General features: G+C 46.1%; 19 protein-coding genes. 11 read left to right on the top strand and 8 right to left on the bottom strand.

The genetic code is table 11. The features are described from left to right. Nucleotides 1-236: 236 nt before the first annotated feature. From ACG1BZ_RS08955 to ACG1BZ_RS08925, 7 genes are all read left to right on the top strand, one after another. A complete protein-coding gene (locus ACG1BZ_RS08955; RefSeq protein ID WP_413665302.1) occupies nt 237-920 on the top strand; it encodes a hypothetical protein in 684 nt (227 codons plus the stop codon). Between the two features lie 311 nt (nt 921-1,231). Beyond that, nucleotides 1,232-1,792, top strand: a complete 561-nt coding sequence (locus tag ACG1BZ_RS08950) for a hypothetical protein (RefSeq protein WP_413665301.1) — start codon at nt 1,232-1,234, stop codon at nt 1,790-1,792. Between the two features lie 273 nt (nt 1,793-2,065). Next, entirely contained in the window at nt 2,066-2,566 is a 501-nt protein-coding gene (locus ACG1BZ_RS08945) for an AAA family ATPase (protein ID WP_413665300.1), read from the top strand. Nucleotides 2,567-2,820: 254 nt separating this feature from the next. Continuing rightward, a complete protein-coding gene (gene arsH, locus ACG1BZ_RS08940; RefSeq protein ID WP_413665299.1) occupies nt 2,821-3,543 on the top strand; it encodes an arsenical resistance protein ArsH in 723 nt (240 codons plus the stop codon). Nucleotides 3,544-3,641: 98 nt separating this feature from the next. After that, nucleotides 3,642-4,592, top strand: a complete 951-nt coding sequence (locus ACG1BZ_RS08935) for an alpha/beta hydrolase (RefSeq protein ID WP_413665298.1) — start codon at nt 3,642-3,644, stop codon at nt 4,590-4,592. Nucleotides 4,593-4,613: 21 nt separating this feature from the next. Beyond that, nucleotides 4,614-5,375, top strand: coding sequence for an amidohydrolase family protein (locus tag ACG1BZ_RS08930; protein WP_413665297.1), 762 nt, complete (start codon nt 4,614-4,616; stop codon nt 5,373-5,375). 194 nt (nt 5,376-5,569) lie between these two features. Then, nucleotides 5,570-6,226, top strand: a complete 657-nt coding sequence (locus tag ACG1BZ_RS08925; RefSeq protein WP_413665296.1) for a hypothetical protein — start codon at nt 5,570-5,572, stop codon at nt 6,224-6,226. 1 nt (nt 6,227) lies between these two features. Here ACG1BZ_RS08925 and ACG1BZ_RS08920 read toward each other — a convergent pair whose 3' ends face one another. The 3 genes from ACG1BZ_RS08920 to ACG1BZ_RS08910 form a co-directional block, all read right to left on the bottom strand. After that, complete coding sequence (locus tag ACG1BZ_RS08920) at nt 6,228-7,625, bottom strand: MFS transporter (RefSeq protein ID WP_413665295.1); 1,398 nt, start codon at nt 7,623-7,625, stop codon at nt 6,228-6,230. A gap of 111 nt (nt 7,626-7,736) precedes the next feature. Continuing rightward, nucleotides 7,737-8,816 (bottom strand): LacI family DNA-binding transcriptional regulator, encoded by a 1,080-nt coding sequence (locus tag ACG1BZ_RS08915; protein WP_413665294.1) that lies wholly within the window; start codon nt 8,814-8,816, stop codon nt 7,737-7,739. Between the two features lie 71 nt (nt 8,817-8,887). After that, nucleotides 8,888-10,147, bottom strand: a complete 1,260-nt coding sequence (locus ACG1BZ_RS08910; RefSeq protein WP_413665293.1) for an MFS transporter — start codon at nt 10,145-10,147, stop codon at nt 8,888-8,890. Nucleotides 10,148-10,248: 101 nt separating this feature from the next. Between ACG1BZ_RS08910 and ACG1BZ_RS08905 the strand changes: the two genes are divergently transcribed. The 3 genes from ACG1BZ_RS08905 (at nt 10,249) to pgmB (ending at nt 13,625) form a co-directional block, all read left to right on the top strand. Further along, complete coding sequence (locus ACG1BZ_RS08905) at nt 10,249-10,401, top strand: hypothetical protein (RefSeq protein WP_413665292.1); 153 nt, start codon at nt 10,249-10,251, stop codon at nt 10,399-10,401. A gap of 108 nt (nt 10,402-10,509) precedes the next feature. Further along, entirely contained in the window at nt 10,510-12,927 is a 2,418-nt protein-coding gene (locus ACG1BZ_RS08900) for a glycoside hydrolase family 65 protein (protein WP_413665291.1), read from the top strand. Then, nucleotides 12,927-13,625 carry a beta-phosphoglucomutase gene (gene pgmB, locus ACG1BZ_RS08895; protein WP_413665290.1) on the top strand — a complete coding sequence of 233 codons (699 nt, stop codon included), beginning with the start codon at nt 12,927-12,929 and terminating at the stop codon, nt 13,623-13,625. The genes ACG1BZ_RS08900 and pgmB overlap by 1 nt, the downstream gene beginning before the upstream one ends. A 178-nt stretch (nt 13,626-13,803) precedes the next feature. Here pgmB and ACG1BZ_RS08890 read toward each other — a convergent pair whose 3' ends face one another. The 5 genes from ACG1BZ_RS08890 to ACG1BZ_RS08870 form a co-directional block, all read right to left on the bottom strand. Next, the gene (locus ACG1BZ_RS08890; protein ID WP_413665289.1) at nt 13,804-14,670 is read right to left on the bottom strand and encodes a NosD domain-containing protein; all 867 of its coding nucleotides are present in this window, start codon (nt 14,668-14,670) and stop codon (nt 13,804-13,806) included. Nucleotides 14,671-15,331: 661 nt separating this feature from the next. Beyond that, nucleotides 15,332-15,790 (bottom strand): cupin domain-containing protein, encoded by a 459-nt coding sequence (locus ACG1BZ_RS08885; RefSeq protein ID WP_413665288.1) that lies wholly within the window; start codon nt 15,788-15,790, stop codon nt 15,332-15,334. Nucleotides 15,791-15,960: 170 nt separating this feature from the next. Further along, nucleotides 15,961-16,755 carry a right-handed parallel beta-helix repeat-containing protein gene (locus tag ACG1BZ_RS08880; protein WP_413665287.1) on the bottom strand — a complete coding sequence of 265 codons (795 nt, stop codon included), beginning with the start codon at nt 16,753-16,755 and terminating at the stop codon, nt 15,961-15,963. Nucleotides 16,756-17,068: 313 nt separating this feature from the next. Next, the gene (locus tag ACG1BZ_RS08875) at nt 17,069-17,842 is read right to left on the bottom strand and encodes a class I SAM-dependent methyltransferase (protein WP_413665286.1); all 774 of its coding nucleotides are present in this window, start codon (nt 17,840-17,842) and stop codon (nt 17,069-17,071) included. 271 nt (nt 17,843-18,113) lie between these two features. After that, a complete protein-coding gene (locus tag ACG1BZ_RS08870; protein ID WP_282933302.1) occupies nt 18,114-18,464 on the bottom strand; it encodes a winged helix-turn-helix transcriptional regulator in 351 nt (116 codons plus the stop codon). 182 nt (nt 18,465-18,646) lie between these two features. Here ACG1BZ_RS08870 and ACG1BZ_RS08865 point away from each other — a divergent pair, with 182 nt between their 5' ends. After that, on the top strand, nt 18,647-19,570 hold the full coding sequence (locus ACG1BZ_RS08865) for an alpha/beta fold hydrolase (protein ID WP_413665285.1): 924 nt from the start codon (nt 18,647-18,649) through the stop codon (nt 19,568-19,570). Nucleotides 19,571-19,592: the final 22 nt, after the last annotated feature.

Here is a 19,592-nt window from a genome sequence, read left to right as displayed (position 1 = left end):
TTCAGCTAACATCGATAAAAAAATAGACGACAAGAAATCTTCTCCTTAAGGCGTAGAGTTGATTTAAAGCTAAGCCGGATTCAGGATATAAGAAGAGTACAACTTAAATATTTATACTTACCAAACAATGAATTGAGCACCCAAGGAGTGGTAGGCTTATTGAAATATTACATTCATAGAACAAATAGAAACTTATAATTTCCGCCCCAGGAAAGCAGCCTTATCAAGGAGAGAGAATGAAAATCAAGGCACTTATCATACTGAGTAGTATTCTTATCGCCTCATGTGGATCTATGCGACCGCAAAATGCAAGCAATTATCAGCAAGACCTGATCACCCCAGAAGAAACAGATAACTTTGTGCTCACCGAAAGCAGCACCTTCGATGAACCCATGCTGGGAATTGCCCTAAAGTACGATAATAAGCAGTATCCTACCGATATTATCAATGTCTATGTATACCCTATCGATAGCATCACATGGGAAAATACAGATGAAATCATCTCCACTGAAATGGGCGATATTATAGATGAAGTTGACTTTGCTATAGAGCAAGGGCATTACAAGTCAAGATCACCAGAGACTATTGAAAACTTCAGTTTTAAAATCGGTGAAAAGCTATATTCTGGAAAAAAGTCATCTTTCACACTTACCAACAGAAACGATGCTGAATACTTCTCAAATAGCTATGTATTTGTCGATAAGGATAAATATATAAAGTTCAGAACCAGCTTCGACAGCAGAGCGACCGTAGAATGGAATGGCGACTCAGCAGTGAAAGAAATACTGCCTGAAATAGTTGTTCCCGACGAGTCTGCGTACATGAAGAACCTGAGAGCTGAACACCAAAAAGAAATCACCAAGAATCTGATAAAATCACTATTCCAAGCTTCTCAAGAATCACAACCCAACACAGAGTAATTTCTCAACTAACTTAATAGCAATTGCGACAAATCCGACTCTGTAAGAGCTGATGGCTACTAGGTGCCGCTTAGCACCAGAGAATTGCAAGCGGCACGCTTTAACTGAAGTCTCCTGTACTTCAACGGCATGAAAGCACACTTCTTCCCCCATTGGCAGGAGATTAGCCCTAGACATCTCCAATTCAGATTTTTAAACAAATCTCACTAAAACCCACTCCAACTGGCGAATAAATTTCTCAGGTACTTGAGATAATACTGGTACTTCGGCGTCTATGATTAAGGAGGCACTTAGGAAAGGAAATTTGAATCATGAGCAAAATCCTGCCTCCAATTCTTGCTCTTCTACTCGCCGCATTTGTTTTAGGCGCGCAGGCCAACAACTATGTCAGTAAGGACAGTCAAGCCACTTCGCCTCTCGGATGTATCAGTGCCACATCAGTACTATCTACCCATACACCGACAGATATTACTGCTGCCGCCAAAACATGTACCGAACAATCCAAATTTGATGAGGCAGCTGAGTTGTTAATGGTTGCCAGTGCCTTTGCTTATTTCGACACACAGAGGGTTAGCGACAAAACCGGGCACAATGTATTAAGAGTAATTTTCAATAAAAAATTTAATTCGATGCCAGAGGGAGATCGAAAAAAACTATTCGCCAGCATTAACTCTCTTGATCAGGGCGGCGCAAGGAAGCTGGAAGTTTGTAACTATTTGACAGCCTCAAAGCCGCCATCCTATATACCAAGCTATATGATTTCCCATGGGTTAAGAAAATTTACAGGCGTTACTGAAGCCCCCCTGATAAAAGATTTTGATGCGGATCAAAGCTGGTTAAACTCAATGGTGTTTGTCAAATGCCGCAGTTAATCGGTATCTTGTTGCATAGAGACGAAATACCTATATCAGGCTCACCTTTGGGCTGAATATAAGCATCTAAGGCAGTAAATATTCCCACGACTTAAATACTAGCCATCTAGATGGCCTCAAGCATATTCGGCCACCGCAAGTCTGGTATTTCCCTGATGCTTAGCTAAATCGCCACTTCATGAGCTCCCTTTGTCACTATTTACCAAGCATAAAGTTTCAGGCATTATTTTCCCATAGTCAAAATTTTCTCTAATCAGATTAATGGGAAGAACTGTGAAAGAAAACGGAATGCTCTTTTTATTTTGTGGAAAGATGGGCGCAGGAAAAAGTACAAAAGCTGCGGAGATAGCACAAACTACAGGAGCTATTCTTATTTCCGAAGATGAGTGGCTGTCTAATTTATATCCCCATGAGATCTGCTCACTCTCCACTTACATAGAGTATTCTGCAAGATTAAAACCAATGATCAAGTCACATACCCAGGATATCTTGAGGAGTGGCATCTCGGTAGTACTGGATTTTCCCGGCAATACAAGAAAACAAAGATCTTGGTTCAAAGAGATATTTCTGGATAACCTCTTTCCCCATCAATTAATCTATCTTAAAGCCGATGATAAATTATGTTTACAGCAAATTGCCCAAAGGCAAAAATCACATCCGGAACGAGCCGCCTTTGATACCCCTGAGACCTTCAAACAAGTTAATAAGTACTTTGAAGAACCTAGCCAATCAGAGGGATTCAATATTGAAGTAGTCCATCAGGGAGGCATTTAAACGTACCCACTCCCTCTAATAATTGGGAGCAACCTCTGCTGGACTCTCTTTCCGTTTGCGCTATCTCCTCCAGTGTTGGAGAAACTAAAGGAAGCCTAAGTCTCGATGCTGGCTCAGTATTTTGACTCCCTGTGCACCCGTTATTCGACTAGCCGGTTCCAAGCGGATTCAGAAAGGCCCGACTGAGACTGATGTACCTTTGCTTTGCCTAATATTTCGATTATTATAGAAATATAGAAATTTGGAGGTAACTCATGATGCTACCGAACCACACCCCTATCAATATTCTTAATCGCCTGGTGGACTCCCCTCCCAATGGTGACCCTACCAGAATTCTGGTGTTGTACGGATCCCTGAGACCCAACTCCTTTTCGCGTCTATTGGCCAACCAGGTTGTTGAAATATTGCAGCATTTTGGTGCCGAGGTTCGCTTGTTTGACCCTGTCGACCTCCCTCTTTACGACGGCACCAGCCAGGATCACCCCAAGGTGCAGCAACTGCGCGAGTGGTCTGCCTGGAGCCAGGGTCAAGTGTGGATTAGCCCGGAAATACACGGAAATGTCTCGGCTGTTTTCAAGAATCAGATCGACTGGCTACCACTGGACCAATCTGCAAGCCGGGCAACCCAGGGAAAAACCCTGGCGGTCATGCAGATTTCCGGTGGCTCACAGTCATTCAATACCGTCAACAATTTGAGGGTTCTCGGCCGCTGGATGCGCATGTTTACGATTCCCAACCAATCCTCTATTGCCAAGGCCTGGCAGGAATTCGATGAACAAGGGCACCTCAAAGATTCCCCATTTCGGGACCGGGTGATTGACGTTCTGGAAGAGCTGGTAAAAACCACTATTTTATTGCGTGGCCAGGGTAACTATCTGACCGAGCGGTACAGCGAGAACAAATCAGAGGTGCAGTCAGCTTCGACAACATCTATTCAGACCTTGGTGGCTGAAAGCGGTGTCGCAGAACCCAGCTAAAAGTACTGGCATTTCGCTGCCGAAGGTCCACATTTAGCAAAGGTCCATATCTAGCTATGGACCACTAGATGATAGGAACTCCGATAAGGATCTCGTCAATGAGCTTTTCCCTGGACCCGGACTTTTCAAGCGCCCTTGGCAAGTTTGGCGACTTGCTGGATACCTTGGCAGAAGCGCCTATTGGGGACGTGAATACTCGCCGTAAGAATGGAGCCGTGGTCACCCAAGCACTATTTCAGGGTCGCAGTTTTCCATCAGATGTTTCTTTTCGGGACTTTACCCTAAAGAGTTCAGACCAAGAGGAGATCCAGTTACGCTGGTACCAAAAGGAGAATAGCAAGCCAGGCTCCGCTATTCTCTACATTCATGGCGGTGGGCTCATCTGCCACGATATCTCACGGTACGACTTGGTCATCGCCAAATATGTAGCTGCCAGCGGCGTGCCATTTTTATCAGTAAATTACCGAAAGGCTCCGGAGTTCCCCTACCCTATACCGATTGATGATTGCTATCGGGCATTTGTTTGGCTGGTACAACACTCACAGGAACTCTCCATTGACCCCACGCGAATTGGCATCATGGGAGATAGTGCCGGAGGTGGGCTGGCTGCAGCCCTGACAATTGTCGCTCGCGACAAAAAAGGCCCGTCCCTGGCACGGCAGATATTGTTATACCCAATGCTGGACGACAGGACGGTTACTCCCGATCCCGAATTATTGCCATTTATTATCTGGACCTATGAAGATAATCTCACCGGCTGGACCGCTTACCTGGGCAACCAAGTGGGCAGCCCTGCGGTCAGTCCTCATGCTGCCCCTGCCCGCCTGCAAGATGCCAAGGGTCTACCGCCAGCATTTATCGATGTTGGCGAACTAGATATTTTTCGCGATGAGGACATTCAATACGCCCAATTACTCACCGATGCCGGTGTTAGCACGGAGCTCCACGTTCGACCTGGCGTGATTCACTCTTGGGAGCTATTCGCCCCGGACATTCCCGTCTCACAGCGCGCTCTTGCAGATCGAGTGAGAGTCATCCAGGAAATCTAAGCGAGCACGGTGCACCTGACTATGGAACAGCAAAAACAGAGACTATTTGATAGTCACTTCCACATCATAAATCCCAAGTTCCCCCTATTCCCAAATCACGGCTATTTGCCGCCAACATTTACCGTGGACGACTATCAACTCAAGTTACAAAACTACCAGCTAGTGGGAGGCGCTGTAGTTTCCGGCTCATTCCAGAAGCTGGATCAAACCTACCTTATTGATGCCCTGGAAAAGCTGGGCAAAAGCTATGTTGGGGTTACACAGCTATCCGCCAATACTCCCGACACCACCATTTTGTCACTCCACAAGCATGGAGTCAGAGCCCTGCGCTTTAATTTGGTACGGGGTGGCTCGGAACAGATCGGTTTTATCGATACCCTTGCCCGGCGAGTTTTTGACTTGGCAGGCTGGCATGTCGAACTATACGTTGAAGCCTCTGCATTGACCCCTCTCTATAATAAATTGATCGCGTTACCAGCCGCCTCCATTGATCACATGGGAATCACCAAGCAGGGTTTTCCCATCTTGCTCAAACTGGCAGAAAAAGGGGTAAAGGTAAAAGCGAGCGGCTTTGGCCGCCTGGATTTCGACCCCGCAGCGGCAATTGTCGACCTCTACCAGGCCAACCCTAATTGCCTGATGTTTGGCTCCGATCTTCCCTCTACCAGGGCACCGCGCCCCTTCAAACCTGAAGATATTTTGTTAATTCGCGACACCCTCGATGAAGCACAAGCAGAAAATGTCCTGGTAAAAAATGCCTATCAATTTTATTTAAAAAAATAATGGAATGATGGGGCAGTATCAGGAACTGAGTTCTTCTTCTGCTGTCATTCACTACGCTGTATTTTCTAAAAGCGCACGATATGCCTAAATTCGTGCACTTCTCTATACCCACTCAATTCATGCTACAGCAGTGTAATCTCGGGTCATCGATCACCTTTATAAATCACTGGCAATTAAAACATGCGAATTGTAGGATGCGCCGAATATTTCAGGCCACAGGGAACCTGGAAGATACAGTGCAGGAGGTTGTAGTGAAAGGACTGGTAACGGTTATTTTTTCCCTATTTGTGCTATCCGGATGTACCGGCATTGGCACAAAACCCCTGGGAGAAAAAGAGGTAGCGTTAGGCGTGGATACTGAGCAATCCATTAAAGAGAAGCTCGGTAAGCCTTATGAAAAAGGCATGTTTGTAAAAAACAACCAACAAATTTTAACACTCGCTTATGCTTACCCCACTACTGGCAAAAAGGCGGTTAGCGAAAATATTAGCGGTACCCGTAACCAGGGTTTCTACTTTTATAACGATAAATTGGTTGGGCAGGATTTTGTCAGCTCTCTCGCTGAAGATTCCACCGATTTTGATGAGTCAAAAGTACCACTTATCAGCGAAGGCCAAACCAGTATTCTCGAAGCTCTGGATTTATTGGGCAAACCCTCTGGCGAATATCAGTACCCACTGATCAGCAATAAATCCGAGAAAGCCAAAGTGTATATGTATAGCCAAACCAATAAGGCTATTTTCCAACCGGTCTCTTATCAAAAAGTATTGATTCTCAGTTACAATACTGATGGCATCATCACGAACGTAAATTTTGCAGAATTAGGCAATAGAAATTTAAGCGAGCAATAAATCATTTCTCAGACAGGGGAGCCCTATCCGCTGGCTTCCCTGAAACAAACAAAAGGCACACTACCAGCCCCACCATCGCCAGATAGGCATTAACCGTAAAAGCGCGATCAATCCCCGTAGAGATATCAGGAGCCATTGCCACAATTGTGGTATTCATACCCAAGCCTATTGCTCCCCCACCAATCTGAAACATATAGAGAATTGCTCCCGCCAAGCTCGCTCGCTCCGGCGCTACAACCGTAATTGCGGCAGTGGTAATAGCAGAATAAAACAGGCCAATACCCGCCCCGAGAACCACCAGTCCCGGTACCATTTGCAAAAAAGTTGTTTCCTTATGTAAATGAGAAAGCATAAACATACCGATACACATGGCAATGGTGCCCGCTGAGACAATCGTTTTTGCACCGAGCGTTTCGTAGAGCCCACCGGCAATAAAAGACACCAAACCAAATGAGACCATCATAGGAAGTAGCCCCATTCCCGAGTACATCGCCGAGTGATTATGGACCTTACTCAAGTATTGGGGAACGTATACAAGGGCTGCAAAGAACACCACAGATAACAACAAGGTAGCTATACCTGCGGCAAAGAAACCGTGATTCGTTGCTACATCTACGGGAATTAACGCATCTCTGCCCACATGGCGCTCAACCAGGATAAACGCCCCCATAAACAGCAAGGTGGCTAGTGCCAAGACAATAATCACCGGGCTCTTAAAGCCGATATCCACGACTAAATCCAGCGCCAGTAGAAGGCAAAACAGCGATGTGGTCAGGGTGATTACACCACCGTAATCAATACGCTCAGTGACATTTTCCGGTGTGTCATCCGGGATAACCTTCCAGCAGACCCAAAATGCCAATGCGGCCACCGGCAAGTTGATAAAGAAAATCCAGCGCCAGCTCAGTAAGTCTGTAAGAATGCCCCCCAATACCGGACCAATTGCATTCGCAGCGGCACACATGCCCATCACCAAGCCCCCGGCAAAGCCCGAGCGATCCTCCGGTAACATCCCGTAGATCAGCCCGAGGATTGCCGGCCACATAAGGGCACTACCGATCCCCATCAATCCCCGCGCCGCCAACAGCATTGGAATATTGGTAGCTATGCCGCCGAGGAGGGAGAAAAATGCAAAGGCGGCCATGCCGAGGAAAAAGATTTTGCGCCGGCCAAACATATCCGCCAAACGCCCGCCCGAGATCAGCAGCACCCCAAAAGCCAGTGTATAGCCGTTGATAATCCATTGGGTGGTAGTGATATTGGAGTTGAAGTCTTTTTCGATGGCTGGAATTGCTACGGAAAACGCAGTGAGGTCATTTCCGATCAGAAAAATTGCCAAGCTTAGGGCAAACAGTCCCAGTACCTGAATTCTGGTCAGTTTAGTTTTCTCATCTGTCATGTTTCGAGTCCAGCCACAGAGTTCGGTTTTACAAGTGTGGCTCAAACTCGGGAAACGGCAGGGACACTAACTATGGCCCCTGCTGGCAAACAAAATGGCGAGGGCCTGCGACTAACGCTCACCTGAAGTGTCTTGAAAGAACTCCTCTACAGGCTGGTAATCCGGATTGGCACCACAAGAACCCCGCACTACCAGCTCGGTAGGTAGTACATCTGACATCGCCGATTTTCCAGAGAGAAGTTCCATCATTTTCTCCACCATCAATTCACCACCTCGGTGGATGTTCTGGCGAACGGTTGTCAGAGGAGGGGTAAAAAACGGCGCGATTGGGATATCGTCAAAACCCACTATGCCGACATCTTCCGGCACCTTATAGCCACGGGCCTGTAGCGCTTTTATCGCCCCCATAGCGATACTGTCACTGGCGGCGAAAATGCCATCAAAACTAAGCCCTTCCTGCGCAACCAGGTCGATAATGGATTGATAACCACTTTCACTGGAGAAGCCGGCGGTCAACTGCCTGGTAGTGCCAGACAGATCAGCTTCATTGAGCGCAGCACAGTAACCTTCAAAGCGCCCATTAACCTCCGGGTGAGCTGTGTCGCCGAGAAAGAGAATTCGCCGCCGCCCCAAGTTCATTAAGTGCTCGGTGGCCTGACGCCCGCCCATTTGATTGTCACTACTGACGATGCAATATTCGGCCCCCTGCCTTGAGGTCCCTCCCCAGACAACAAGAGGGTCCCCCTGCTGCTGCAGATCACGAAGTGGGGTATCGTCCACCCCCTGGCCAATCACAATAACGCCATCAGCCCGCCTGGAACTCATCAGATAAGAATGCCAATCCGAGCGGCTGGCGATACTGCTGGAAAACAGTAAATCGTATTTATGCACTGCGAGGCGATCAGCAATTGAACCAATCATATCAATCATAAATGGATCAGAAAATGTCTGGCCGCCACTGCGCCCCGTATTAATCACAACCGAAATTGTATGGCTGCGTTGCAGGCGTAAGTTTCGCGCGCTCTCATTGATTTTGTAATTCATGGAGCTCGCGATTTTTTGAATACGTTCGCGAGTCTTTTCGTTAATCAATGGATTATCGTTCAGCGCTCGCGAAACAGTAGATTCAGAAACTCCCGCCAACCGAGCAATATCGGACATGGAAACGGGAGAGGAGGACCCCTTGGGCATGGCGTACTTCACCTTGTTCGCGGGAAAAATGCCATCTTAGGCCCGTCGCCCAAGTTTGTAAAACCACCCTGCTACCCAGCCAGGGGGGCTGAGGCCTCAAGCGTCTCATCCCCCCGCTCTACGGCGCGACGGAAAAAGAACAGGGTAATCAGAATCACTGTGATGGGTACCAAGGATAAGTAGAAAGCCACCTGGCCATCAAAGGCCTCGAAAACCGACCCGGTAATCAGTGAGCCAGTTGTACCGCCCAGCGCAGAAAAAATCACCAGTAAACCTGTCATTGCAGAGTGCTGGTGGGTGGGCAATGAACTGAGCATCACAGAATTGATAGCTGGATACACAGGTGCCATAAACAAGCCAATCAGCGGTAAAACAAAAGCTGCCACTGGGGCACTAAGCCAGTTTACATCGGGATTCGCCACAATATTACTCGCCAGGGGCAAGCTAACGACCACCAGTAATCCCATCGCAACTAAGCAGACATTCAGCATCGGGTACCAGTGTACTTTGCGCATCATCACACCGGCACCAAGTCGCCCCAACGCCAGCCCTGCGGCAAAGATACTTGCAGCCTGAACACTCATCGCAGCGGGCAGCTTAAGAATTTCATTATTAAAAGTCGGCAACCAACTTCCTATCCCCTGCTCAATCAATACATAGAAAAATACGGAGATCACGTAGATGTATACCAGAGGTTTGGCCATCAACTTTATCATCGCGATAAAGTCCTGTTTCGGGCTAGCCTCTTCGATTCGCGCCCCGGATTCATCCAGCTCTGTGCACCAAAGCAATACAAATGCAATCACACAGACCACCGCCAGCACCCAATACACATTGAGCCAGGCAGTCGACCCTTGGTTCGATGAATCAATAAAAGCGCTAAACAGCCAGTAGCCACTGAGAACTCCCACCATAAACACCCCCTCCAGGGTGTTTAGAAGGCTCGCATGTGCGCTGCGGCCCTGCGCTAACAATCCCACGGTGGAGTATGCGGCAACCTTTACCAATGCGAACGCAACACCCACGGACAAGAACAGTAACTTCGCCGTCCAAAACCCGGGTAACAGGGGCATAGCTGTACAAGCCAGGGTGACGATTGCCAATCCCGTCAGCATCGCCCGCTTAAACCCCAGCCGGGGAAGCTGGGAAGCAATCAGGAAAGACACTATCCCGATGGGGATATCCTTGAACCCCTCCAGCACACTCGCAGCAGATTTACTTACCCCATAGGTATTGATTACCTGCAGGATCACCGTGCCTACGCTGTTCAACAAAATGGCAAAGACAAAGTAGATAGCGAATAGAGATAAGAGTATGCGCTGATTCTTCATAGTGGATTCTATCTGGCTCTGTGGTTTAGGCAGTCAGCCGTACCAACCTGTTATTGTACATTTTTTACCCAGACTTTGTGGAGAAAGGCGACTTCGCCCCAATGCCTGAAGGGACCCAGTATGTATCAGTCAGACAAAAATTTGCAATCGTTTGCATAAAAACCAATAAAAATTTGGGAATGCCTTATGCCGATCAGTCACAAAACAACTGGCAATTGACCCAGGAAAAGAAAATAACCATTATTTTTCAGTAGGTTACAGACTTTTCGGAGATGAAAATCAGATCTATCTTCTAGTAACAGCCAGGCTTAATCTCAATTCTGCAATCGATTGCAAAAAGACATCAACTACGGATAGACTGAATGCCAGTTGCCGAAGGCCCAGTAGGCCCGGCCCTAGGACCCAATCTCCAATCCAGTGAAAGTGGTATGAAGCAAAAACAACAAATCAAACACAAGATCCACCCCTGGGACTTGGTGGAGGACACCTTCCAGCCCGAAGATTACAGCCTCAATGCCACCCTATTCTCCCTCGGTAATGGCTATATCGGCTTACGCGGTACCTTTGAGGAGGGTTTCGATCCAGAACCCTTTACAGATGGTTGCTACCTTAATGGAGTCTACGCCAGCGAACCTATCACCTATGGTGAGTCTGCTTATGGCTACGCGCGCAACAACCAGAGGATGTTGACGGTTCCCGACGGTAAGACCATTTATATCAGCTTGGATGGAGAACGCTTTAATCTCGCCCAAGGCGAGCTGCTCAACTACGAGCGTCGCCTGGACATGGCCGCGGGGATCAGCGAGAGAAAACTCACTTGGCGCTCCCCAAAAGGAAAAACCATTGAACTCAAAGTGCAACGCCTGGTTTCCCTCAGTGAGAAAAACCTGTTAGCTCAGCAACTGGAACTCACACCCATCAATTTTGACGGAGAGGTACACCTGCAATCCTGCCTTGATGGTGACCTTGCCCAAGCAGAACGCAGTGAGGACCCACGCCTAGCCTCCCCTATTGACCGGGGAGATATCGAATGGCTGGAAAATACAGCTGAAGATGGTTATTTGGCCCTGCCTCTATCCGTTAAGAGCAGTGGCTTCTCTATACGATGCGCAGCCCTGCACCTTTGTGAGAGTGACAGCGATTACACGTCCAATAATCTCCGCAGTGAAGACTGCGTCTCGGTTGACTATCGCTTTGCTGCCCGCCGCAACACCCCTATTCGCCTAACCAAGTACGTCGCTTACTTTGCACAGCAAAATGCTGAGCCGATATCAGCAGGCGAATTGCATTATTACCTGGAGCGCTGTGCGGCTAAAAGTTTTGCGGACCATATCGAAACCCAGCGTATACAAATGGACAATTTCTGGCTTGAGTCCGATATTCAGGTCAGTGGAAATGATGCCCTGCAGCAGGGAATACGTTTCAACCAGTACCACTTGTTCCAATCCCTAGGTCGGGATGGCAATACCAATATTGCAGCCAAAGGACTTTCCGGTGACGGCTATGACGGCCACTATTTCTGGGATACAGAAATCTATGTACTACCGTTTTTCCTCTACACCCAACCCGAATTAGCGCGCGGCCTACTGGAATACCGCTACTCAATCCTCGATGCCGCACGAAAAAGAGCGAGGGAGATGTCGATTCAAAAGGGAGCACTGTTTCCCTGGCGCACCATCGGCGGTGAGGAGTGCTCAGCCTATTACCCGGCAGGCACTGCGCAATACCATATCAATGCGGATATTGCCTACGCCGTACGACATTACTGCCGGGTTACCGGTGATGTCGATTTTCTGCGCAACAAGGGCGCAGAAGTCGTGATAGAAGGCGCTCGTATGTGGTTGGAGATTGGCCACTTCAACGCACTTCGCGACAACCAGTTCTGTATCAATGAGGTTACCGGACCAGACGAATACACCGCCCTGGTTGACAATAATTTCTACACAAACCTGATGGCCAAGGCCCATCTTGAATATGCTGTTGAAGTATTACAGTGGTTAAAATCATTCGATCCTGCAGCGTGCGATGAGTTAACCCAGCGTATTCAACTCGGCAAACAGGAAATTGATAACTGGGCCAAGGCCGCAGAAAGCATGTATCTGCCCTACGATGAAAAGCAGGGTATACATTCTCAAGACGATAGTTTTCTAAACAAACCCCGCTGGAATATTGCCGAAACGCCTGCCGATCAATTCCCGCTGTTACTTCACTATCATCCCCTGGTGATCTATCGACACCAAGTTTGTAAGCAGGCGGATGTCATTCTTGGCCTGTTACTGGAAAGTTCAGAATTTTCAATTGAGCAGAAGCGTCGGGATTTCGACTTCTATGAACCGCTCACCACGCACGATTCCACTTTATCCGCTTGTATTCACAGCATTATTGCCAGTGAAGTTGGGTATCCGGATAAAGCGCTGAACTACTTCCAGCAAGTTGCGCGAATGGATCTGGATAACCACCACAACAATACCCAGCACGGCATACACACTGCCTGCATGGGGGGTACCTGGATGTGTATGGTCCAGGGATTTGCAGGAATGCGCCTGCACGGCAATGAACTCAACTTCAATCCATACCTGCCCAATGGAATGGACGGCTATCGTTTCCGGTTGCAATTCCGTGGCCGCACGATCGCAGTCGATGTCGATTCTTACAGCGCCAGGTACACCTTGGTGAAAGGTGAAGCACTCAGTCTTCATCACGGCAAGCAAATTCTATTCCTGGAGACACCAGGGCAAACAGAAACCATTCAAATAGCACCGATGGAGGAGGTATCCTGATGATCTATCGTGCAGCAATTTTTGATCTCGACGGCGTTATTGCAGACACCGCACGTCTCCACCTGATCGCATGGCAACAGCTGGCTGAAGGGCTCAACCTTCCCTGGACAGCGGATACTGAAGAGCGCTTAAAGGGCCTGGAAAGAATGGCTTCCCTTGAGGTGATTCTCGGGGAAAAAAGCAGCAATTACACTGAAGAAGCAAAAATCGCACTGGCTGCTAGAAAAAACAGCCGCTACCAGGAATTAATTCGCAGCCTCTCTCCCGCAGACTTGTTACCGGGCGCCGGTGAACTGCTCGCATGGTTAAATTCTCAGCATATTCCGGTTGGCCTCGCCTCAGCGAGTAAAAACGCGCCGGCGGTACTGGAAGCCCTGGGAATATCCCGTTGCTTTTCTGTTATTGCAGACCCAGAAAAATCTGCACCTAAACCTGCACCAGATATATTCCTAGCCGCCGCCAAAGGGCTCGGAATTGATCCAGAGTTTTGTATTGCTTTTGAGGATGCCCCCGCTGGAGTCAGTGCAATTAAGTCCGCAGATGGTATGACTGCTGTAGGCATAGGTAATCCAGATTCGTTAAAAGATGCTGACTATATGTTGGACAGTCTGGAACAATTTGTGCCAAATGATTTCTTTCTATCAGTACTAGCAGAATCGGGTATGCGCCAAAATAAAGACTTGGCTGTTAACGAATAAAGTGAGATAAGCACAAGAGTGAAAGCCTATTTATAGAGCAAGCATTTAGCCCCATAGAGTCTTTCTACCAAATTGCTATTCCATTATTAATAGCTAAAGGCTGCTACCTTTCTACAACTTACATGTTGCTATGGAGATGTAAAAAGTAGCAGCCATACCGATTAGAGACATTCAACCTCTAATTTTCAAAGCAAGCGCCCTCGACAACATCAGCCGTATTTCCAACCCAAGAGTTCACACATGGGAAGTTGTTATCGCCAAGGTCCGCATTATTATTGTTAGTCGCTTCATTACTAACGATGGTATTACCTTCTTGACCGTCATCGCAAACAAAAGTATCTCCCGGCAAATAAACACCAGTTGCAGTATTAGTAATTTCCACTCCATTGCCTTCTACAACATTTTTCGAGATAACATTCCTGTCACTACAAACAATCACTCCATACTGATCAAAACCAGATACCATATTCGACAAAATATAAGAGCTGTCCGCACCAACTTGAAGAATTACCCCCCAGGCTCCACTAGCACTGGTAGATGTAGATACTTCATTTGCAATAAGTGTAGAATTACTGCCGTTTATAGCTACTCCAATTTCCGTAGTTTCAGAGATTACCGAGTTAGACAATGTATTATTGTCTGACACAAAAGCCACTGAAACGGCATTGCCCTCAAAGGCTATACCTGTCACCGTATGCGCCCCGCTTCCTATTGCCTCTACACCGAACCCACAACCTTGCACCTTGCCATTTGATAAAGCTCCCCCAGTGACAACAGCTCCAGTGCCATCTAGAAATATCCCATCAACATCAAAATCACACTCAATAGTAAATCCATTTAAATCAAGATAACCACCAGGTCCGACGACCGTCAGTGCAAGGTCAAACGCTGATGAACAAGACAAATCCTCCGTGAGAACTTCAGCTGTAGTAATGACATCACCACAGGAGACATCAGCCTTTGCGCCGTAGGATGTAATCAATACACATCCTGTAAACAACATACGAGTCAAACCTGAAGGCCGTTTGATGTATCTACCTTTCATAAAATCTCCTCAACCGAAATTATAAACGCCCACTTATAAAGTAGACCTAACCCATATTGGTCTAGATTTGAGAATCAACCATGAGAAATTCTTCTCAACGAAAAAGTTATCATCTTAAGGGGCCTTACTTCGCTTGATAAAACGGGGGGGGGGGTATTCTTTAGTTACCAGGGAATCAGCAATACCAACAACTATTAAGGAGCCTCTGAATAACTCCGTAATGCCTCTGCGGGTCTTGAAGGCTGCAGATGTTAGGCGCAGCTCGCCGCGAATGGCCGTAGCCCTTTGCAAGAGCTGCAACGCAGCAGCTGTGGCCTTCAAGGCCCGCCCTTCGGGGCTTGCAGAGCGATTCACACTCCGCGTTGCGACTTCTTGAAAGGTCTAGACATTCCTGCGAAGCCGCGCCTTGATTGTGAACCGCTCTGCATGCCAGAGGTATCACGGAGTTATTCAGAGGCACCTTAAATACATTGCTATCACGGCAATACTTGGCTCAATGAAACAGCACAACTTTCATCATAAGTGCCAGCTATATTTTGAAACCAGAATTTAGACAAGAAGGTTGTTTTCATGCCCTAGACATCAGCAGAAAACAACTCCAAGCTAAAATAACATTGCCACTCGATACTATTAGATAATCTAGTGGCAGATCGATAAAATCCTATTGTTCAATAAATCTTATCAGGGAGGGATCTATCTTGCAGATACAATCTGTTATTGGATCTCCAACATCAATCAATTTAAAGTCACAAAATTCGAACCCAGGCCCCACCGAACAACCCACAAGCACAGGGCCTGAAATTGGCTCTGCAGCCTGCCAAGCGCCAGCAGGAACAACACAGCAAAATGTATTATTCTCTGCAGAAATTTCAATCTTTTGCAAACAGCTATCCCCCTCAGTCCAAATATAGAGAAACAAGCCGTCCCCCTGATATAAGTTCCAAATTTCATCAGATTCGACCCGGTGAAATTTCGACACTTCACCTTTCTGTAGGGAGAAGTAAATATGCGTCAATGCGCTTCGCCTCTGCCCATCCTCTCTTGTTACTATTGAGTTCGACTTAAACACCTGAAGAAACTTCCCGCCTTCAGGGTGATTAATTAAGTTATCAGGCTTCATGGATTAATCAGCACCTTGTAATCAGAGTTATAAATATGTCTGATATTACATTACCACATAATGCATCAGTGAAATTTAATCCTTATAGAACAACAAGCAAAATGGTTGAGCGGATACGAATTGAACACAGGCTCACCCAGATTACTTTAGGATGAGCCTTGCAGGCAGCTCTAATTTAAGCAGCTGGGGTTAGCAGTAGTAAAAGTATTTCCAAGCCAAACATTGGTGTTACTACACGCATTTGCATTTAGTTCTTCCAAGTCAAAATCCGTGTTACTCTCAGATGTATTGTTGAGAATATAATTAAAAAACTGATTATCCGCTTCCATATAGATACCCACTGAACCATTCATCTCAGAGGTGTTCTGGCTATAGTTCCCGAAGCTGGAATCAGCAATATAAATTCCATATCGATTATTATCATATATATAATTTTGGGTTAAATTTGGGGCATCACCATCCAACTGAATCCCATCTAGTAAGTTACTTTCGATAATATTTGAGATCAAAGTATTTCTTAGCCCCGTAACTAATATACCAGTATTACCATTACCATTAGCACTTGAATTAGTAATTAGATTAAAGTCGCTCGATACCGCCAACCCTACAAAGTCATTATTGTTAGCAGAAATATTGGTTACATTATGAAATCCGTCACCAGCCAATCTAACCCCTGTCTGGCAGAATGATATAGTACCTGCGCCCTCCAAATACCCCACAAGACCGACAACATCTATGCCTATTGCAGAATTATTGTCACAAGTAATGGTATGACCATTCATATCCAGGCCACCAGTTGGGCCAACAATGGTTATCGCGATATTATCTGTACATACCAAATCATCATCCAAAACTTCTCGGGTGTTAATGGTATCACCACAATCAACCGCCGATGCAAGCCCGGATATTAGCAAGCAAAAAGCACCTGCAAAGATAGATAAACCTTGTAATTGCCATATAGCCATCTTACTACCCTCTATAAAATCAGTTAATAATGACCTTCTCCTGAACAGAGTGTGATCCAGCTTGCTAAAAGGGCTATAAGAAATTTCTCTTAAAGAAATGGCAACTAAGTACGGAATCTAAACATCTGTGAATGGTAAATAGTGGCTATCTATGCCAATTAGACAAAACGCAAGAAAGCAGTGTTGGATATGAAGCCAGTGGGCCTTTACATGGGAAGTTTAAGGGGCGGTACTCATTACCCTCCTTCTCCCTCCCTTTAAAAAAATCTGCACAAATCTACCGCCAGCCTGATTACTCTTATTGCTCTTTATCTCAAGTAACTTTGACACCTTTAATAGTATAAATTAGCGGAATCTCATGTCCTTTAAAAGACAGGTAGTATTTCCCCTTCTCACGCTCCTCCATGCCATCAAAACAGTTGTAAGGGCTATACGGGTATTCTTTTAGTTGAGTGATTTGAATACCATATTTTAATAACGCACTCACAACATCGCTAATCGGATGTGACCAGGTGGCTAAGGTAGACTTGTCACCCCGTTCATTCTCTGTATAGGTACCCTGCTCTTCAATATCTGGATCGGCTCGATGAAAGTATGTGTAACCAGAGAAAATATCATAAAATGGATGAAATTCCGCGATGTAGAAAGTCCCCCCCGGCTTTAAGCATTGAGCAACAACTGATGCCCACCGCTCGATATCCGGCAACCAACAGAGTGCACCGTAGGAAGTAAAGACGATATCAAATTCTTTATTATTTGACTCTCCAAAACTGTAGATATCGTTGCAGATAAACTCTCCATGTAAACCTGAACGGTCAGAAAGAGCCTGTGCTTCAGTAATGGCTACAGAAGAAATATCAACTCCCGTCACCTTCGCCCCCAATCGAGCCCAAGATAAGGTATCCAAGCCAAAGTGACACTGTAAGTGAAGTAAACTTTTTCCAGACACATTACCTATATCTGAAAGCTCAACTTCATTTAAAGTAGATTTTCCGCTTAGAAATCCATCAACATTATAAAATTCAGACTTCACATGAATACGGGTGCGGCTGTCCCAGGAGTGTCGGTTAATTTCAAAAAAATCCATAACTCACCTTCTAGTCACTTATATTTATCAATTATATTTAATTATTAAGGGTAAGAAATTTAAATCTACTTGTAAGCCCTATTCCGTTATACCTTGAGTTCAAGAAAACTAAAATCGCCAATCATTCTAACTATATATTTACAGCAATGCTCCAGCCACAAAACGCCCTATTGAACTAAATTGCAAGTACAGATCATGATTTACTACAAAGCAGGCTGATAATTTTTGAGAGAAGCCCTAAATGGGGACAATAGAAGGTAGAATCCTTAATCTACGATTGATTATCCTCATCATATCTTAGGCGCGCTTTACGAATCTCGGGATGATGTTCATCTGCCCAAGAGACTAACTTCCACACAGCTGCAGATAACCCCCTTCCCAGGTCAGTTAATTCATACTCCACTTTAACTGGAACCTGCGCAAAGACAGTACGGAGTACAAAACCATCGCGCTCTAAGTCACGTAGGGTTTGCGTCAACATTCGCTGTGAAATCCCTTCAATGCGCGACTTCAGGGAGTTGAAGCGATCTGGACCATCAACAAGGGCAAACAATATCAGGATGGACCACTTGTCACCAATTTGAGCTACCACATTGCGAACGGGACATTCATCATCATTCACAAACACGCGCCTCTCACTATTTTTATTCTGCGTCCCCACCCTTCCACTCCATAGGTTATCAAAAAGTAACTTAACCACTTAATAGTGCCTTATTGGCAACCAACTCTCAAGTGAGTAACCTAGTATAAATAAGTAACTTAACCCGAAATCACCTATAGACCCATATAGATATATACCCTGTTATGACCCAAGCTATCTTAGACAAGGCCCTCACCCAATACGCCTCCAATAGACCCTCAACCGCTGACGATATATTTACACCGCAGTTTGTCTCTGTAGGGAAATTTAACATTCGCTTTCTACGCAAGGAAAAACCTCAGGCTCCCAGCCTCTTACTGCTGAATGGTCTACCCCAAAGTATTCGTATGTGGGAGTCATCTATTGAAGCATTTAGTGAAAAGTTTGATGTGTTAGCCTTTGATATCCCAGGATTTGGCTTATCAAAAGCAGAGGAAGGAGATATGTCTCCAAGCAGCCTGAGCGAAGCCCTTGTTCAAATAATGAACCATTTTGGCATCAATCAGGCCCACCTAGTAGGGCCGGATGTGGGTGTGCCTATTGCTTTAGCAGCCGTTATTAACCACCCTCAACGATTCTTGAGTCTCAATATCTTTGACGGCCCAGGCACCTTCCCTCCAAAACTCTCTCCTATTCTTATGGCCGTTGTCAGATCCCGAATGGTTCGCTGGATAGCAAAAGGCTTAAACAAGAAGTCAGTAATGAAAACCAACTTCCTGACTGCCGTCAAAGACGGCTATCACAACTACAAACCCAGCAAACGAGCTATCCAAGAGTACTATGACATAGCCTTTAATAGTGATAGTCACAAGTGCGCCATCAGTTTCTTTGGAAGCTATTCGAAAGAGCTTCCGTGGATTGAGAGAAAACTAAATGGTATTAAAGTTCCGACATTGATCACTTGGGGCAAGAGAGATCCATTTGTTTTAGTGGATAATGCGACTGCCTTATCCAAGCATATCCCCAATAGCAAGCTAGTTATATTTGACAACGCATCTCACTTCTCATCGGAAGATGCTGGACAAGAGTATGTTGACTTGATAATCAATTGGGTAGATGGCGGCTTCCTTGAGCATCGTGACGTATGAGTTTTTAAATATTCTAAGAACA

This window comes from Microbulbifer sp. CNSA002 (genome assembly GCF_047324085.1).
Lineage (GTDB): Bacteria > Pseudomonadota > Gammaproteobacteria > Pseudomonadales > Cellvibrionaceae > Microbulbifer.
This window is presented reverse-complemented; position numbering and strand designations above follow the sequence as displayed.

Coding starts and splice junctions, on each gene's coding strand:
- ACG1BZ_RS08925 (WP_413665296.1), top strand. CDS start 5,570: ATGCGCCGAATATTTCAGGCCACAGGGAACCTGGAAGATACAGTGCAG.
- ACG1BZ_RS08885 (WP_413665288.1), bottom strand. CDS start 15,790: ATGAAGCCTGATAACTTAATTAATCACCCTGAAGGCGGGAAGTTTCTT.
- ACG1BZ_RS08865 (WP_413665285.1), top strand. CDS start 18,647: ATGACCCAAGCTATCTTAGACAAGGCCCTCACCCAATACGCCTCCAAT.
- ACG1BZ_RS08930 (WP_413665297.1), top strand. CDS start 4,614: ATGGAACAGCAAAAACAGAGACTATTTGATAGTCACTTCCACATCATA.
- ACG1BZ_RS08935 (WP_413665298.1), top strand. CDS start 3,642: ATGAGCTTTTCCCTGGACCCGGACTTTTCAAGCGCCCTTGGCAAGTTT.
- ACG1BZ_RS08890 (WP_413665289.1), bottom strand. CDS start 14,670: ATGAAAGGTAGATACATCAAACGGCCTTCAGGTTTGACTCGTATGTTG.
- arsH (WP_413665299.1), top strand. CDS start 2,821: ATGATGCTACCGAACCACACCCCTATCAATATTCTTAATCGCCTGGTG.
- ACG1BZ_RS08920 (WP_413665295.1), bottom strand. CDS start 7,625: ATGACAGATGAGAAAACTAAACTGACCAGAATTCAGGTACTGGGACTG.
- ACG1BZ_RS08900 (WP_413665291.1), top strand. CDS start 10,510: ATGCCAGTTGCCGAAGGCCCAGTAGGCCCGGCCCTAGGACCCAATCTC.
- ACG1BZ_RS08880 (WP_413665287.1), bottom strand. CDS start 16,755: ATGGCTATATGGCAATTACAAGGTTTATCTATCTTTGCAGGTGCTTTT.
- ACG1BZ_RS08950 (WP_413665301.1), top strand. CDS start 1,232: ATGAGCAAAATCCTGCCTCCAATTCTTGCTCTTCTACTCGCCGCATTT.
- ACG1BZ_RS08875 (WP_413665286.1), bottom strand. CDS start 17,842: ATGGATTTTTTTGAAATTAACCGACACTCCTGGGACAGCCGCACCCGT.
- ACG1BZ_RS08915 (WP_413665294.1), bottom strand. CDS start 8,816: ATGCCCAAGGGGTCCTCCTCTCCCGTTTCCATGTCCGATATTGCTCGG.
- ACG1BZ_RS08905 (WP_413665292.1), top strand. CDS start 10,249: ATGCCTGAAGGGACCCAGTATGTATCAGTCAGACAAAAATTTGCAATC.
- ACG1BZ_RS08955 (WP_413665302.1), top strand. CDS start 237: ATGAAAATCAAGGCACTTATCATACTGAGTAGTATTCTTATCGCCTCA.
- pgmB (WP_413665290.1), top strand. CDS start 12,927: ATGATCTATCGTGCAGCAATTTTTGATCTCGACGGCGTTATTGCAGAC.
- ACG1BZ_RS08910 (WP_413665293.1), bottom strand. CDS start 10,147: ATGAAGAATCAGCGCATACTCTTATCTCTATTCGCTATCTACTTTGTC.